The 15,297-nt window shown below is 56.2% G+C and carries 16 protein-coding genes; 5 read left to right on the top strand and 11 right to left on the bottom strand.

From position 1 onward, the window contains the following. Positions 1-6 precede the first annotated feature (6 nt). Positions 7-1,758, bottom strand: a complete 1,752-nt coding sequence (locus ACL2XM_RS13810) for an AAA family ATPase (protein WP_413722402.1) — start codon at positions 1,756-1,758, stop codon at positions 7-9. A gap of 209 nt (positions 1,759-1,967) precedes the next feature. Here ACL2XM_RS13810 and matP point away from each other — a divergent pair, with 209 nt between their 5' ends. Then, positions 1,968-2,423 (top strand): macrodomain Ter protein MatP, encoded by a 456-nt coding sequence (matP, locus tag ACL2XM_RS13805; RefSeq protein ID WP_410015875.1) that lies wholly within the window; start codon positions 1,968-1,970, stop codon positions 2,421-2,423. A gap of 70 nt (positions 2,424-2,493) precedes the next feature. Here the strand turns inward: matP and ompA are convergent, their stop codons facing one another. Continuing rightward, positions 2,494-3,576 carry a porin OmpA gene (gene ompA, locus ACL2XM_RS13800; protein WP_410016588.1) on the bottom strand — a complete coding sequence of 361 codons (1,083 nt, stop codon included), beginning with the start codon at positions 3,574-3,576 and terminating at the stop codon, positions 2,494-2,496. Positions 3,577-3,927: 351 nt separating this feature from the next. Then, a complete protein-coding gene (sulA, locus tag ACL2XM_RS13795; RefSeq protein WP_410015874.1) occupies positions 3,928-4,434 on the bottom strand; it encodes an SOS-induced cell division inhibitor SulA in 507 nt (168 codons plus the stop codon). Positions 4,435-4,643: 209 nt separating this feature from the next. On the opposite strand from sulA, the gene ACL2XM_RS13790 reads away from it, so the two are divergent. Then, entirely contained in the window at positions 4,644-5,249 is a 606-nt protein-coding gene (locus ACL2XM_RS13790; RefSeq protein WP_410015873.1) for a TfoX/Sxy family DNA transformation protein, read from the top strand. Positions 5,250-5,292: 43 nt separating this feature from the next. On the opposite strand, the gene yccS is transcribed toward ACL2XM_RS13790, so the two are convergent. Both yccS and ACL2XM_RS13780 read right to left on the bottom strand, forming a co-directional pair. Next, on the bottom strand, positions 5,293-7,410 hold the full coding sequence (gene yccS, locus ACL2XM_RS13785) for a YccS family putative transporter (RefSeq protein ID WP_410015872.1): 2,118 nt from the start codon (positions 7,408-7,410) through the stop codon (positions 5,293-5,295). Positions 7,411-7,442: 32 nt separating this feature from the next. Continuing rightward, a complete protein-coding gene (locus tag ACL2XM_RS13780; RefSeq protein ID WP_410015871.1) occupies positions 7,443-7,889 on the bottom strand; it encodes a YccF domain-containing protein in 447 nt (148 codons plus the stop codon). A 157-nt stretch (positions 7,890-8,046) separates the two neighbouring features. Here ACL2XM_RS13780 and helD point away from each other — a divergent pair, with 157 nt between their 5' ends. Then, positions 8,047-10,101, top strand: coding sequence for a DNA helicase IV (helD, locus tag ACL2XM_RS13775; protein WP_413722403.1), 2,055 nt, complete (start codon positions 8,047-8,049; stop codon positions 10,099-10,101). A 47-nt stretch (positions 10,102-10,148) separates the two neighbouring features. Here the strand turns inward: helD and ACL2XM_RS13770 are convergent, their stop codons facing one another. Continuing rightward, positions 10,149-10,607 carry a methylglyoxal synthase gene (locus tag ACL2XM_RS13770; RefSeq protein WP_410015869.1) on the bottom strand — a complete coding sequence of 153 codons (459 nt, stop codon included), beginning with the start codon at positions 10,605-10,607 and terminating at the stop codon, positions 10,149-10,151. Positions 10,608-10,786: 179 nt separating this feature from the next. Beyond that, complete coding sequence (locus tag ACL2XM_RS13765; RefSeq protein ID WP_413728724.1) at positions 10,787-11,269, bottom strand: DUF2057 family protein; 483 nt, start codon at positions 11,267-11,269, stop codon at positions 10,787-10,789. A 177-nt stretch (positions 11,270-11,446) separates the two neighbouring features. Here ACL2XM_RS13765 and ACL2XM_RS13760 point away from each other — a divergent pair, with 177 nt between their 5' ends. Next, complete coding sequence (locus ACL2XM_RS13760; protein WP_410015867.1) at positions 11,447-11,860, top strand: CoA-binding protein; 414 nt, start codon at positions 11,447-11,449, stop codon at positions 11,858-11,860. A gap of 111 nt (positions 11,861-11,971) precedes the next feature. Here the strand turns inward: ACL2XM_RS13760 and hspQ are convergent, their stop codons facing one another. Continuing rightward, a complete protein-coding gene (gene hspQ / locus ACL2XM_RS13755) occupies positions 11,972-12,289 on the bottom strand; it encodes a heat shock protein HspQ (protein ID WP_162364646.1) in 318 nt (105 codons plus the stop codon). Between the two features lie 160 nt (positions 12,290-12,449). Further along, positions 12,450-13,640: a 23S rRNA (cytosine(1962)-C(5))-methyltransferase RlmI gene (gene rlmI, locus ACL2XM_RS13750; RefSeq protein ID WP_413723417.1), complete on the bottom strand. Its 1,191-nt coding sequence runs from the start codon at positions 13,638-13,640 to the stop codon at positions 12,450-12,452. A gap of 89 nt (positions 13,641-13,729) precedes the next feature. Here rlmI and yccX point away from each other — a divergent pair, with 89 nt between their 5' ends. Continuing rightward, complete coding sequence (gene yccX / locus ACL2XM_RS13745) at positions 13,730-14,008, top strand: acylphosphatase (RefSeq protein WP_410016586.1); 279 nt, start codon at positions 13,730-13,732, stop codon at positions 14,006-14,008. A 1-nt stretch (position 14,009) separates the two neighbouring features. On the opposite strand, the gene ACL2XM_RS13740 is transcribed toward yccX, so the two are convergent. Continuing rightward, entirely contained in the window at positions 14,010-14,336 is a 327-nt protein-coding gene (locus tag ACL2XM_RS13740) for a TusE/DsrC/DsvC family sulfur relay protein (protein ID WP_410015866.1), read from the bottom strand. 111 nt (positions 14,337-14,447) lie between these two features. Beyond that, positions 14,448-15,107 (bottom strand): FtsH protease modulator YccA, encoded by a 660-nt coding sequence (yccA, locus tag ACL2XM_RS13735; protein WP_410015865.1) that lies wholly within the window; start codon positions 15,105-15,107, stop codon positions 14,448-14,450. Positions 15,108-15,297: the final 190 nt, after the last annotated feature.

Genomic DNA, 15,297 nt, shown 5'->3' with positions numbered 1-15,297 from the left:
AGTCCATCAGCTCTGATTGAACCAGTTAAGCCAGCGGAATCCCCAGGGTAAACGCAGGCGTTCGTGCTGATTAATATAAGCGATGCGCTCGCGTATTGAAGCAATCAGATTGGGCTTCTGCTCGTGATCGTAGGGGATCCCGGTCAGCAACTCCAACGCCTCATCAATGGTCTCCACCGGCCAGATATGGAATTGCTCATTCCGCACCGCTTCGACCAATTCTTCGTGCAGACACAGATGGCGCACATTGGCGGCGGGAATAATCACGCCGTGCGAACCATCAAGCCCGCGGCTCTCGCACAGGGCAAAGAAACCTTCGATTTTTTCATTCACGCCGCCGATGGGCTGGACGCGGCCAAACTGATCCACGGATCCGGTAACGGCAATCTGCTGCACTATCGGTTTGCCGGACAGGGCGCTTATCAGGGCGCTCAATTCCGCCAGCGACGCGCTGTCGCCGTCCACTTCACCGTAGGATTGCTCAAACACCAGCGACGCGGAGAAGGGCAACTGCTGGTCCAGTTCCAGGGACGCCATCAGGAAGGCCTGCATGATCATCATGCCTTTGGCATGAAGATTGCCGCCGAGCTCGGCCTTACGTTCAACATCGTTGATTTCGCCGTCGCCGAGATGGACTACGCAGCTGATGCGCGAGGGCTCGCCAAACGGCAGGGGATGGCCCGGGAAATCCAGCACCGACAGCGCATTGACCTGGCCGACCATGGCGCCCTCGGTTTCAACCATGATCTGTCCTTCCGATATCTCATCCTGCATGCGCTCGGTAAGATAACTTTCACGCCAGATCCGGGTCCGGTTGCTGTTATACAGGGCCTCGGCGGTGATGGCTCCCTGCTCGCTATACAGCACCGCTTCCCTGAAACGCCGGGTCAGCCAATGCGGGCAAAGCGGCAGTTGGTACTGATCGCCGCTGTAGCGCACCGCCTGCCTGACCATTTCCGGCCAGGCGTCAGGGGTCAGCTGCGGCAGCGCCAGGGTGCGCAGCAGGCTGTTGACGTAGGCGCACCAGTTCTGCATATCCTCGGCCGCCAGGATCTTTACGTCGGACTCAAATTCGGCATACAACGCCAGTTTGGTCAGATCGGGTTCCAGATCGTTCAGGTCGGCCAGCGACTCGCGATCGCCAATGATCACCAGGCGCAGATCGAGCGGCATCGACGGTATGGACACCGGCAGCGGACGGGTTTCGTCCAATGCCAGCCAGTCGAAACGCTGCTGCAATATCATCTGCTTGAGACGCAGCCACATTAACGGCTGGCTGGCCAGGGCCTTGGCGCCCAGCACCAGCACCCCGCCATTGGCTTCATGCATCTTGCCCGGCTGCAGATCAAGTACGTCGCGGTAGCACCTGACGCAGCCGAATAACTGCTCATGTTCAATCCAGGGCTGGTACAGCCCCCTGGCGCGCCCGGCAAAATTATCGTCGCGCCGGGTGGCGGGCTGCACTGTCACGCCATTACCCGTAATGACATACCGGCTGCCGATAACGCTTTCGCCCTGGGGCAGCAGCTGTTTAACCGTCTCGGTGATTAACTGGAAATATTCCTCATCTTCCTGCGCGGTAAGCAGCAGAAAACGGCTCGGCGAGCGGGAGTGGCAAAATTGCGTCAGGCCGTCCATCAAACGAGGCTGCAGCACATCCATGGGTGCTGGCAGTGGCTGGGAGGGTTGGGCAAACACCGCTTCGAAAGGCGAAAGCTCGGGAATTAAATATTTCCATTCTAATTGTTTAATGGTCAAGGTAATCGGTAACGTCGCTAAACAGGGAAACGGGGATTATACAAGAATTCCCCTCTCCGAGTCTCACGCATCTTGCATTCATCGGCGATTCAGGGAAACTTGTCGCCGTGTATGATTAAAAAATAGGCGGAATGAAACGAATGTTAGAAATTTTACGCGCGGAACTGCTATTATCGGTCTAACGTTACACGGTCACGGGTGGGCGATATATGAAATACCAGCAGCTTGAAAATCTGGAAACCGGATGGAAATGGACCTATCTGGTAAAAAAACATCGTGAAGGTGAACGAATCACCCGGCATGAAGAAAATAGCGCGGCGGAGGAAGCGGTCGCCACCTTGATGCTTTATGAGCATCAACCGGACAACATCGTTCTCTGGATCCGGGAGAATATGAATCCTGCGCTCGACAACCGGATGAAGCAGACGATACGGGCAAGACGCAAACGTCATTTCAACGCCGAGCATCAGCACACGCGCAAAAAATCCATCGACCTGGAATACCTGGTATGGCAACGGTTGGCGGCCCTGGCGCAGCGGCGGGGTAAAACCCTCTCGGAAACCATTGTTAACCTGCTGGAAGATGCCGAGCGTAAAGAGAAATACGCCACGCAGATGTCTTCCCTGAAAGAAGATTTGAAAGCCATCCTGGGTGAAGAGGGCTAGCGGGGAAATAGGGTGGGACGGACAATAAAAAACCCCGCCAGGCGGGGTTTTTTTATGAAGCTGACAACACTTAAGCCTGCGGCTGTGTTACCACTTCTTTGATACCTTTCACTTCGATTTCTACGCGACGATCCGGTGCCAGGCAGTTGATCAATGCTGCACGCGGTTTCACGTTATCGCAAGTATTGCCGGTGACGGGGTTAGATTCGCCCATGCCACGTGCGGAAATCTTGTCGGAAGGGATACCCTTGGATACCAGGTAGGTCACTACGCTTTGCGCACGAGCCTGAGACAGTTTCTGGTTGTATTGTTCAGAACCGATACGGTCGGTATAGCCCAGAACGACAACAGAACCGTCTTTAGGATCCATCGAGCTCAGCTGGGAATACAGCTGATCCAGAGCCTGCTGGCCTTCAGGTTTCAACTGAGATTTGTTGAAGCCGAACAGCACGTCGGAACGCAGGGTGAAGTGTTTGGTCTGGACAACAGGAGCCGGTGCAGCGGCAGGAGCCGGTGCAGGAGCGGCAACTTCATCTTGACCGAAACGGTAGGAAACACCTACGCTCACGAGAGCATTGTCAGGACGGGCGCCAACGGTACCGGCATCACCGATATTGTTGGTCCACTGGTATTCCAGACGGGTTGCCCAGTTTTTGGTTACTGCGTATTCAAGACCTGCAGCCGCCAACGGAGAAACGCCAGTGTCGTTGTCGCTCAGACGACCACCGGCTCCATTAGCATAGTTAGCTTTGGAGTCAGCACGCCATACCATACCACCCAGACGGGTATAGATATCCAGGTCATCGTTAAGCGGGTAGCTCAGTTTAGTGGTCAACTGAATGCCCTGGGCTTTAAATGCACCGTTATCAACGCTGCCTTTATAGGCCATACGACCCAGCCAGTCATAACCCAGTTCAAACCCTAAGTAAGGGTTAGCCTGGTAACCAACAAAAGCACCTGCGCCGATTTGATCGTTGCGGGTTGGGCCATTGCCGATGCGGCTGTCATAACCGTTACCGTAGAACCCGGTATCGTGATACTGGGACCAGCCCAGTTTACCACCGGTGTACCAGGTGTTGTCTTTCGGAGCGGCTTGCGCTACGGTCGCGAAACCCGCCAGTGCCACTGCAAGTGCGATAGCTGTCTTTTTCATTTTTTGCGCCTCGTTATCATCCAAATAGGCAATGAGCTCTTAAAGCTAATTTAAATATTCCATTGCCAGTGTCCATGCTCTGGGTTTGTACATCGCCCTTAAAAGGCGTTATAGAGCAGCCCTGGCGAATTAAAGTCTACAACGAAGTAGGAAACTTACAAGTAAGATGTAGTAAGCCGCTAATAAAAAACAGCGTTTCATATAGGCTTTATTGATGATAGGGACGAAAAAAGTGATATCGCTTTAGGCGCCGTTGCGGGCGGGGAACCGCGTATATACTGGATTGTTCTGAGTTACAGGGGCGGAAATCACAAGATGCGACGCCCCTAATGAGATTAATCTTAAATTTACTTAATGATACAAAGTAGAATGAATCTTTAAGCCTGAAAACTGTCCAGATTTCCGGCAAACCTCATTTTGCGGGTACATGATGAACCCATAAGTGCCGCCATGCTGCGCTGCGTCACGCAGGCGAATTTTCTCATCCGCCGTCAATTCCGTCGGAAACCAGCCCAAAATGACGCTGTAATTCCCCGTCCAGAGTGCTTTCTCCATGGCGGCGACGGTATCGAACGCGGTGCGATGGCGCAACTGCACCATTTTTTCCAGGGGCAGGCCCGACTGTTCAAGCCAGGGGCGGCTCAATCTGCGAGACGACGTAAGCCAGAGCAGCCAGCGCGACTGCGTGCCCAGCAGACGCAGCAACGGCAACAGAATATTCCCCACAACCGGCTGATCCTCGAAATAAACCACTTCGCTGATAAAACCCTGCTCCGGACGGGCCGTCGTGCTGTCGATCGGCTGTTCACCCTGGCTTGGCTGCGTCCGAGAAGAATTGGCATGGTATTGAGTCTGCATTTTGTGTCCGCCCCTGTGTCACTGTATAAAAACACAGTATAGAGGTTTGGCGCGAAAATCAATCAAAAATTTAATGACCTTCGCAGAATTGCCACTTAATGATCGTCGCGCCGAGATTAAGTTGAAAACCGCTGGGAAAATACCGTATTTTTATGGGCTGTTGCGAATTTTGAGTAAGGAATCTCGCGGTCCACAACAAGGAGAAGTTCATGGAAGTACTACATAAATGCCGCATTGCACAGGCTAAAAACTGCTTTTCTCCCTTGGGTGATATTTCCACCCGTTCACAGTTCGGCGGGTACAGCATCGCCGCCGATAAAATCATGTTCGGCCTGATTCTGGACGGCGAACTGTACCTGCGCGGCACCCGGCAAAGCGAGCATATCTACCTCGGGCAGGGAATGAGCCGGCTGATTTATACCAAACGGGGCCTGCCGGTGGCGCTTAACTATTATCACGTCGATGAACGCCTGTGGGAAGACGTACACACGCTGCTGGACCTGGCGCGCCGCGCCATCGACGAGGCCAGGCAGGAAACGCGCATCAAGGCGGCCAGCTTGCGGTTAAAGGATTTGCCCAATATCGGGCAGGGTATCGAGCGCCTGTTATGGAAGGCCGGTATCAGGGATATCGATGCCTTGCGCTATTACGGCGCCAAAAGCAGCTATTTGAAACTGCGTAAAATCAAGCGGAACCTGGGCGTCACCGTGCTGCTCGCGCTGGAAGGGGCATTGTCAGGGCGCCACTATGCCGCGTTGCCCCAGGTGCAGCGCAGCGAGCTTCTGGACTGGTTTTCGCGGCTCCCCTGCCGCTAGCCGCCGGTTAATGCATGCCGCCCGGCGGCGGCATGCGGCGCCGTCACTGTTTTTCTATGTGCTGTTTACGCTCAATCAGTTCCGGCAGCAAATCAAGCAACAGGCTGATTTGCTGCAAAACCAGCTGTTCCCTGGCTTCCGGGTCCGGCAACAGCCGCTGGATGCGCGCGATAAGCCGTTCCCGTTCCTGTTCCACCCGCTGCGCGAAATGCTCCTGGCATTGCAGCGCGTCGTCCACATAACAGACGGCATCGTCCAGCACCGCCATCAGCGCCGGGTCAACAATGCGCTCCCGGTGCGCGCCAAGCGTCGAGATGTAGCTCAGCAGGGTGTGATTCAGGCACAACAGGCGAAACGCCGACTCCAGCAGCTCGCTGCGGGTTCTCGGCTCCGCCGCCATATTGGATACCACCGAGGCCAGCTCCGCGTCGCGGTTATGGGCATCCCGCCGCGCTACGCGGTATTCCAGGCGGTTATCCCTGCCCTGATGATACTGCACCAGAATGGCGTCAAGGTAGCGGCAGTTGGCCGCGAGGCTGTTGTTCACCACCACCGGCAGGCGGCGAAAACGCCAGTCCGGCCAGATAAAGCTGACCGCGGCCCAGGCGATGGCGCAGCCGACAAAGGTGTCGAACACCCGCGGCACCGCCACATCGAATCCCTCGCCCAGCAGGTTAAAACACAGCATCACCAGCAGGGTGATAAACATGGTCGCCTGGGCATATTGCACGTTGCGAAAGGCAAAAAACAGCGTACCGCTGACCACGATCAGGATCAGTTGACCTTCGATGGACGGGACAAAATAGAGGATCGGCAGGCCGATAAGGATACCCGCCAGCGTGCCGATTATCCTTAACGCCAGCCGGCGACGCGTCGCCTGGTAGTTGGGTTGGCAGACGAACAGGCTGGTCAGCAGGATCCAATAGCCGTAACGCATCCCGCTGAGCTGGATAAAGGCATAACCGACGCACAGCACCAGCGACATGCGCACGGCATGGCGAAACAGCGCCGAGTCCGGGCTCAGGTTGCGGCTGATGCGCATGCGGATATCGCTCCAGCCGGTCAGCTTATCGTCGGCCAGATTGTTCTCTTCCGGGCTGTTGCGGGCAACCGCCTGTTCCGACTCAATGGTGGACAACTGCGCGTCGATAGCGCGCAGGTTGTTCAGCAGATGTTTCAGCGCTTTTATCTGGCTGGGCGCCACGACACGACCGATGGCGGCATCCAGATGACTGAAGGCGCGTTCGAAACGGCTGTCGTGCTGGTAAGTCTGGTGCAGCAGGATCGATTGTGATAGGGCTTCGCAGGCGCGCGCCTGCATCGCCAGCAGCCGCTGGAAGCGGAATAGCACGTCGCTGTAACGCAGCTGTTCGCGCAATTGCCGGTATTGCACATGGGACGAACTGGCCCGTTCATGAATATCCTGGGCCACAAAATAATAATGCAGCGTACGGCGGGTGCCGCGCTGGCCGCGATCGCCGCGCAGCCGGGTCAGCAGCGACGCTTTGGTTTGATTCAGCGCCTGCACCAGATTGCCGTTCGCCATCGCCACCTCGATAAGCGCGTCGTCGTCGTCTTCGGTATCCGGGTCGAACAGGTTGGCCTTGGCATCAAGATAGTGCGCCAGGTGGCTATAACAACGGGCCAGGTTATCCTGCAATGGCCGGATGGGAAACAGCAGATGGCCGAACAAGGTCAGCAGGTTGTACCAGATGGCGCCCGTCAGCAGTAACGCCGGCTGCAGATACCAGGTCTGGTACATGGCGGCCCCCAGCATGGTATACACGGCGATCAAGAGCGCGCCGAACGCGATGGTGGCGTAACGCTGTCCGAGTGCGCCCAAAAGAATAAAACCGCAGGTGGAGCCGGCCAGGCCGATACCGAATAGCCAGGGATAAGGAAACAACAGTTCAATCGATACCGCGGCGATGAAAAAACTCACCAGGGTGATAAGCAGATTGCGCAGCCGGCCGCTTAGGCGATCGTCGAGATCCGCCAGCGCCGCGGCAACCACGCCAAGGGTAAGGGGAATGGTGAGCGTGGCCATATCCAGCCACCACGGCAGCGCCGCCGCGCCGCTCAACGCAATAAAAATCCGCAGGTTGTAGCGCCAGCGGCTGCTGAAGGCAAAACGCCGCAAGCCCGGTGCAAATGTCAGCACACTGTATCCCACACTCTATCCTTATGATGGCTTCAACGGTAGAAACGGCGGTCCGGATGCGCGCGCAACTGCTCCGCAAGCTCGACGGGAACCACACGGCGTCCCACCGGCCATAGGGCGATAACGGCCAGCTTAAAATTGGCGATGCCCGGGGGAATGCCGATAATCGTCAGGCATTGCGCAATGCCGGTAAGAATATGCGACAGGCACAACCACCAGCCGAACAGGACAAACCACACCACGTTAAGCAGCGTGCCGCCCGATGACAGTACCGCGCTGCGGTTTTCCGGATAAAGTTCATCCACATGCACGGCGGTATTGCCGAAAGGCAGCAGGGAGAGTTTGGTTATCTCCCAGCAGGAGCGGGTAAAAGGCAAGCTGAAGATCAGCACCACGCTGAGCACGGTGGCCAGAAGCCACGCCAGCGTGGTAAAAAAACCACCTAAAACAAAGTTCAGAATATTAAGTAAAGTACGCATAGTCCCCAAAGTGTCAATTCACAATTCTGTTATTAAAACCGTTTATCCCGACAGGATAACGGTTATTCTACCCTGATTTCCAGGCTGGAGCAGAACAAGTTAAAATGGGTACACTACGTCCCGACGCATAAACGATACGGAACCCGGGCATACCTTTATGGAACTGAAATCCACCTCGTTCGGCAAGCACCTCGCCCAGCATCCCTACAACCGGGTGCGGCTGCTCCATGCCGGCGTCGAGGTCAGCGGCGATAAGCATCAATACCTGATTCCTTTCAACCAAATCGTCGCCATCCATTGCAAGCGGGGTATCGTCTGGGGAGAACTGGAGTTTGTGCTGCCGCAGGACAAGGTGGTGCGCCTGCATGGCACCGAATGGCAGGAGACGCAGCGCTTTCACCATTATCTGCAGAAGGCCTGGCAGGAATGGAGCCGCGAGATGAGCGGCATCTGCGCCACCGTCCTGCATCAGCAGATCACCGCCATCGAGCAGGCGACCTCCCGGGACAGCTGGTTTGCGCTGCATCAACTGGCGGCTTTGCAGGAAAGTATTCGTGAAGCCTTCGCCGCGTTGCCGCTGCCGGTAACGCGCCTGGATGAGTTCGAACCCTGCCGCGCGTCTTATCACCGCTGTCTGGCGTGGCTGGAGCAGGGGCCGGCAATGGTGGCGCAGCGCAACCAGCAGTGGAGCGAAAAAATGCTGATAGCGCATCAGGATTTTTTCAATACCGTGGAAAGCTCGCCGCTGAACCTTGCCCAAAGCCGCGCCGTCATCAATGGCGAAAACGCGTTATTGGTATTGGCAGGGGCGGGCAGCGGCAAAACCTCGGTGCTGGTGGCGCGCGCCGGTTGGCTGTTGCGGCGTCAAGAAGCGTTGCCGGAACAGATCCTGATGCTGGCATTCGGCCGGCAGGCGGCGCGGGAAATGGACGAGCGCATCCGGTCGCGATTGCAGGTTGACGGGGTCAAGGCCTGGACTTTCCATGCCCTGGCGTTGTTTATCATCCGCCAGGGCAGTAAAAAGGCCCCGGTGGTAAGCGCATTGGAAACCGATACCCTGGCGCGGCGCAAATTACTGGTCGCCCATTGGCGTGAACAGTGCGCGCAGAAAAAGGCGCAGGCGAAAGGATGGCGGCAATGGATCGCCGATGAACTCGGTTGGGAAATTCCCGCGGACGATTTTTGGCACGATGAGCGCCTGGCCCAGCGCCTGGCGGTGCGGATAGAGCGCTGGATAGGCTTGTTGCGCATGCACGGCGGCAGCCAGGCGCAAATGATTGAACAGGCGCCGGAAGAGATCCGCGATCTGTTTACCAAACGTGTCCGGCTGCTGGCGCCGCTGTTAAAGGCCTGGAAGCAGGCGCTCAAGGACGAGGGCGCGGTTGATTTTTCCGGCCTGATACACCAGGCGGTGGATATTTTGCAAAAAGGCCGCTTTATCAGTCCCTGGAAACATATCCTGGTGGATGAGTACCAGGATATCTCGCCCCAGCGCGCGCGACTGCTGGACGCGCTGTATCAGCAAAACCGCAGGACGTCCCTGTTTGCCGTCGGCGACGACTGGCAGTCCATCTATCGGTTCAGTGGCGCCGAGCTTGCCCTGACCACGTCCTTTGGCGAGCGCTTTGGCGCAGGCGCGCTGTGCGCGCTGGATACGACCTACCGTTTTAACCAACGTATCGGCGAAGTGGCCAATGCGTTTGTGCTGCAAAATCCCCATCAGTTGAAAAAACCGCTTAACAGCCTTGCCAAGGGGACCAAAAAATCGGTGATGATTCTGCCGGGCGACGCCCTGGATGCGCTGCTGGACAAGCTCAGCGGCTACGCGCGCCCCGATGAGCGGATCCTGGTGCTGGCCCGTTACCACTATCTGCGCCCGGCGCAGCTGGATAAAGCCGCCACCCGCTGGCCGACGCTGAATCTTGATTTCATGACCATCCACGGCAGCAAAGGGCAGCAGGCGCAGTATGTGATTATCCTGGGATTGGCGCAAGGTAAGGACGGCTTCCCCGCGCCGGCGCGGGAATCTGTGATTGAACAGGCGCTGTTGCCGCTGCCGGAAGATTTTCCCGACGCCGAGGAACGCCGCCTGTTATATGTCGCCCTGACCCGGGCAAAAGAGCAAGTATGGCTGCTGGCGGATAATGAACATCCGTCGCCCTTTATCGATGAGCTGGCGCGCCTGGGCGTGCCGAAGGCCAAAAAACCCTAACCGTGGGACCAGGGGCGCCCGGCTGGGGGATGGCCCTGGCCCGTGCCTTATTGTAAACGTTCCGTCAGGTAACGCTGGTAATCCGGGATCTCAATAGTGATTTCCCCGCTGAAGAGTGCCGAGCTGATAAGCAGGTCGGCGGTGGAGCGGTTGGTGGCGACCGGGATATTCCACACCGTGGCCAGGCGCAGCAGCGCTTTAACGTCCGGGTCGTGGGGCACGGCGTTCAGCGGGTCCCAGAAAAAGATCAGCACATCGATTTTCCCTTCCGAAATCAGCGCGCCCACTTGCTGGTCGCCCCCCATTGGGCCGCTGAGCATACTGTGCACCGGCAGGCCGGTGTTGCGCTGCACCAGGTTGCCGGTGGTCCCCGTAGCGTAAAGAATATGCTGCGCCAGCAGATCCTTATTGATTTCCACCCAGTTCAGCAGCGACTGTTTACAGTGATCGTGCGCCACCAACGCAATATGCTTACGTACGGCGATGGTGCGGTTAATTGACTCCATTTCCTGTCCCTTCAATAGAATAGTCTGTCTATAGACTACTGAAACTCCGTTTCACTGCAAAGCGGTAAACCGGCATTACGATAAAATAAACCCTGGCCCGGATATATCGTGCCGGACCGGCCTTGGGCGCGCCCGGGGCCAGGGGAAGACAACCTTATCCGCGGTTAGCGCCAATGGCGCTACGGGGACGCGTCCGGCTGTGGCTCCCGGTTAAGATTGTAACCACGCAGGGCGTCCAGCAACGCCTCCCGATCGGCGATAAGCCGGCTGAACGTGGCATCAATGGCGTCACCGTTCTGATCAATCAGCCGCATTAGCGGCTGGCGGCTGAAACGGTCGCGTTGCTCGGGTGTGGCCAGGGGCGGCAGTTGGAAGGTTAATTGCCGGGCATTGCGGGTGTGGAACTGGACAACAATATAAGGTGAGGTATAGGCATGCCGGCTTGCCGTGGCCGCAGACCCCCGGTCGCTGACGGTGAGCACCAGTTGATGGCGGCCCCGCGCCAGCTCCAGGCTGTCGGCGCCCCGCAGCAGCGTGCTGCCAATGGGCGAGCCGTCGACAATCAATAACTCAATCTCCGCGGGCAAACGCAGCGTCGTCGCCAGGACCGGGAAAACGGCAAACAGGCCGATCCCGAGAACGAGGGCGATCAAGAAACGCATTCTCTCTCCTTACTACAGCGCTGGCTTCATGAAGCGGAACTGATTAGCGGATAATAATGTTTTTGTATCATTTAGTCACAAATAATTTTATTTTGAAATCATTATACCGGTTCGTTTTATCTAAATTTTTGTGCCTTGGTATACACTTAACTCAATAAATGCAACCGGAGAAGCCTCATGACCGATAGTGATATTGCCGATATTCTGACTTCTGTAAAGACTATTGCCTTGGTGGGCGCCAGTGATAATCCCGCCCGGGCCAGCCACGGCGTCATGGCGTATTTACTCCAGCAGGGATATCAGGTGTTCCCGGTTAACCCGGCGCTTGCCGGCGGGGAAATCCTGGGCCAAAAGGTCTTCGGCAGCCTGGCGGAGATTCCGGTCAAGGTGGATATGGTGGATGTGTTCCGGCGTTCGGAAGCGGTCTATGATCTGACCCAGGAAGCCATCGCCATTGACGCCAAGGTACTCTGGATGCAATTGGGCGTGATTAACGAGCAGGCGGCGGTGCTGGCGAAGAATGTCGGCATGAAGGTGGTGATGGATCGCTGCCCGAAAATTGAAATCCCGCGCCTGGGATTGGCAAAATAGACACCGGTTTTTTCAGCGCCATGGAATGTGCGGCTGCTTGCAGCGCAGCACCGCCTGTAAGCGGCTGACTGCGGCAACGGCGGGCGGGGCGGCCCGCCGCAAGCCGCTGGGTCAGTTTCTCAGCCGGGGCGCCTGGAGCTGTTGGCGGATAGATTCCGCCAGATCGTCCAGGGTGGGCTGTTCGGGATGTACCGGCGTCGCCTCGTACCCCAACTGGATTTCAGCCAGGTAGGTATGGACCGGCTTTCCTTCCTCGTCCTCCATAACCACATGGTACCAGGGCGCGGAACGCAGCTTATCGTCAGCCGCAATTTCATCCAGAGAAGGTTTTTCCAATGAGTATTCAGGATCGACATCAATGACAACGCCTAAATATCCCAATAACTTATGACGAACCTGTTGTCCGATTCCAAATTTGCTGGCTATCATATCAATCCCCCGCGATGTAGTACCTGCGCGGCATAGTGTAGCGTTCTCAACAATGCCGCGAAATGCGCCCGGTATGGCGTCATGGTAAGTGCCTAAATACCGCCTTATCTTAAATATGGGGGATAAGTGGGCGATTTCAAGGGGGGACGCGCTAACGCCATCAAATGACGCGACAGGCAAATCCTTTCAAATAGAGTCCTTCAGGGTAGGGCGCCATGACCGGATGGTCGGCCGCCTGGCGAAACTGCTCGATAAACTGCATATCCCGGTGGGCATCCAGCGCGGCGTCGGCGATGATTTTCTGGAACAGATCGGTGGTCATCAGGCCGGAACAGGAAAAGGTTAATAAAATGCCTTCCGGCGCCAGTAATTGCATAGCCAGCATATTAATATCTTTATAACCGCGACAGGCGCTGGCCAGCTGGTTTTTATTTTCAACGAATTTGGGCGGGTCCATGATGATCATATCGAATTGCCGTCCCTCCTCGCGATATTTACGCAGCAACTGAAACACATCTTCACGGACAAATTCGGCTTTATCCACGTCAAGATGGTTGAGTTCAATATTGCTTTTAGCGATATCCAGCACGTGTTGGGACGTATCGACGCTGGTGACCTGCAGGCAGTCCCCCAGCAGTACCGACACCGAAAAGGCCCCGGTATAGGAAAAACAATTCAATACCCGCCGGCCGGCGGCATATTTACGTGCGGCCAGACGGCTATCACGCTGATCAAGATAAAAACCGGTTTTATGTCCCTGCGTGATATCCACCAGGATCGCCATATCATGCTCGCGAATGGCCAACAGTTCCGGCGGTGTCTCGCCGACAATCACCCCGCTGGCTAATTCGAGGCCCTCTTTTTTCCGTACCGAGACATCGGAACGATCGTAAATAGCGCAATCGGGGTAACAACGTTGCAGCGCCAGCGTCAGCGTCGGCCGGTGATACTCCGCGCCGGCCGACAGCAGCTGCAAGACAAAAAAACGGCCGTAGCGATCGATAGTAATGCCCGGCAGGCCGTCGGATTCGCCGGCTATCAGCCGATAAGCATCCAGCCCATCCCTGGCGGCCAGCCTGGTGCGAAAATCCTGGGCAACATTCAGGCGGCGGACAAAAAACTCGACATCGATTTCTTCGTCGGCGACAAACGTCCAGACGCGGGCGCGGATTTGCGAGGATGGCGAGTACGCCGCCCGGGCCAGCCAGTTGCCCTTATCATCACAGATATCGATGGTTTCGCCAGACTGGGGTTTGCCTTCCAGGCGGTGGACGGCGCCGGAGAAAATCCAGGGGTGGCGGCGGAGCAGTGATTTTTCACGGCCTTTGGCCAGGAAAAGACGTTTTGTCATCATAAGGTATACTAAACCTGAGAAATGGAGCGCCATTTTGCGAATAAGCGCAGTCAATTGCAAACATTAGCCGACGCGAGGGGGAAATGATGGACAAGGTATGTACCGCCGTTTACGTCTATGGTGTAGTGCAGGGCGTAGGGTTTCGCTACTCAACCCAGCATCAGGCAAGACAACTGGGTCTCTCGGGTTATGCCCGCAATCAGGACGACGGCGGCGTCGAAGTCATGGTCTGCGGTGAACCGGCGCAGGTGGAAAAACTGCTGGCGTGGTTAAAACAGGGAGGGCCGCGCGGCGCGCAGATCGAGCGTATCCTGACCGAGCCGAAAAACGCCGTCGATTTTAACGGATTCCAAATCCGTCATTGATTCAGATGCAGTTGACCGGTTTAGGCAATCCGGCGATTTTGGTTGCCTGCTTGGCCGGCCCCTGCGGAAATAACCGGTACAGGTAGCGGCTATTGCCTTTCTCTTCGCCGTATTTCTGCCCCATGGCTTTGACCAGCATCCGGATGGCGGGGGAGGTATTATATTGCAAGTAGAAGTCGCGCACGAAATGAATCACCTGCCAATGGGCTTCCGTCATCTCGATGTGTTCCCGCAAGGCAATCTCCCTCGCCAGCGCCTCATGCCAATCCGCGCTGTTTTTCAAATAACCCTGCGTATCGGTCGCTATTTCCACGCCATTAAACTGCATCACATCTTCCCGTTATCAATAAACGATTGCGCATCCATAATAACAAATTTTGTTCTGTTGAAAAACAAAACCCCGCCGAAGCGGGGTATCGGGAAGGGGCCGTGCCAGCGGTCAATTATTGCGCATAACGCCAAGAATGCTCAGCAAGCTGACGAAAATATTGTACAGCGAGACATACAGGCCCACCGTCGCACGGATATAGTTGGTTTCGCCGCCGTGGATGATATTGCTGGTTTCCCATAAAATGGCACCCGACGAAAACAGGATAAACAGCACGCTTATCGCCAGGGACAACGCCGGAATTTGCAGGAACAGATTGGCGATTACCGCCACCAATAGCACCACGAATCCCGCCATCATCATGCCCGACAGGAACGACATATCCTTGCGGGTGGTCAGGACATAAGCGGAACAGGCAAAAAAGACCAGCGCGGTGCCGCCCAGCGCCACCATGATCACGTCGCCGGCGCCCGAGCTAAGAAGCATGCTCAGCAAGGGACCCAGCGCATAACCCAGGAAACCGGTAAACGCGAAAGCCGCCACGATTCCCGCCGGGCTGTTAGCCAAGCGGTAGGTCAGGAACATCAGGCCATAAAACCCGACCATCATCAGGATAAGGCCCGGCGCGGGTAATTGCAGCAATGTGCTGGCGGTGGCCGTCAATGCCGAAAAGCCCAACGTCAACGACAGCAGGAAATAAGTATTACGCAGCACTTTGTGTGTGCTTAATAGCGAATGCTCACGCGAGTTTGTCGCGACCAAACGATCCATGGGATAGCCTCTTAGGGTGTATTGACAGGTATTCGATTGTCAGATTAATAGGTTGCCGGCGCCCGGCAAAATCGTTTTACCCTTCTTTACGCTGCGGACGCGGGCGGCGGCGGCTTACCGCCCGGCGATGCGTCAAAAGACTATAAAATACTCTCCCGCATCATTATGGATGAAATTTCAAGCGATTGGA

Source organism: Sodalis sp. RH20 (assembly GCF_047324205.1).
Classification (GTDB): domain Bacteria; phylum Pseudomonadota; class Gammaproteobacteria; order Enterobacterales; family Enterobacteriaceae; genus Acerihabitans.
This window is presented reverse-complemented; position numbering and strand designations above follow the sequence as displayed.

Coding starts and splice junctions, on each gene's coding strand:
- matP (WP_410015875.1), top strand. CDS start 1,968: ATGAAATACCAGCAGCTTGAAAATCTGGAAACCGGATGGAAATGGACC.
- ompA (WP_410016588.1), bottom strand. CDS start 3,576: ATGAAAAAGACAGCTATCGCACTTGCAGTGGCACTGGCGGGTTTCGCG.
- sulA (WP_410015874.1), bottom strand. CDS start 4,434: ATGCAGACTCAATACCATGCCAATTCTTCTCGGACGCAGCCAAGCCAG.
- ACL2XM_RS13790 (WP_410015873.1), top strand. CDS start 4,644: ATGGAAGTACTACATAAATGCCGCATTGCACAGGCTAAAAACTGCTTT.
- ACL2XM_RS13780 (WP_410015871.1), bottom strand. CDS start 7,889: ATGCGTACTTTACTTAATATTCTGAACTTTGTTTTAGGTGGTTTTTTT.
- helD (WP_413722403.1), top strand. CDS start 8,047: ATGGAACTGAAATCCACCTCGTTCGGCAAGCACCTCGCCCAGCATCCC.
- ACL2XM_RS13770 (WP_410015869.1), bottom strand. CDS start 10,607: ATGGAGTCAATTAACCGCACCATCGCCGTACGTAAGCATATTGCGTTG.
- ACL2XM_RS13765 (WP_413728724.1), bottom strand. CDS start 11,269: ATGCGTTTCTTGATCGCCCTCGTTCTCGGGATCGGCCTGTTTGCCGTT.
- ACL2XM_RS13760 (WP_410015867.1), top strand. CDS start 11,447: ATGACCGATAGTGATATTGCCGATATTCTGACTTCTGTAAAGACTATT.
- hspQ (WP_162364646.1), bottom strand. CDS start 12,289: ATGATAGCCAGCAAATTTGGAATCGGACAACAGGTTCGTCATAAGTTA.
- rlmI (WP_413723417.1), bottom strand. CDS start 13,640: ATGACAAAACGTCTTTTCCTGGCCAAAGGCCGTGAAAAATCACTGCTC.
- yccX (WP_410016586.1), top strand. CDS start 13,730: ATGGACAAGGTATGTACCGCCGTTTACGTCTATGGTGTAGTGCAGGGC.
- ACL2XM_RS13740 (WP_410015866.1), bottom strand. CDS start 14,336: ATGCAGTTTAATGGCGTGGAAATAGCGACCGATACGCAGGGTTATTTG.
- yccA (WP_410015865.1), bottom strand. CDS start 15,107: ATGGATCGTTTGGTCGCGACAAACTCGCGTGAGCATTCGCTATTAAGC.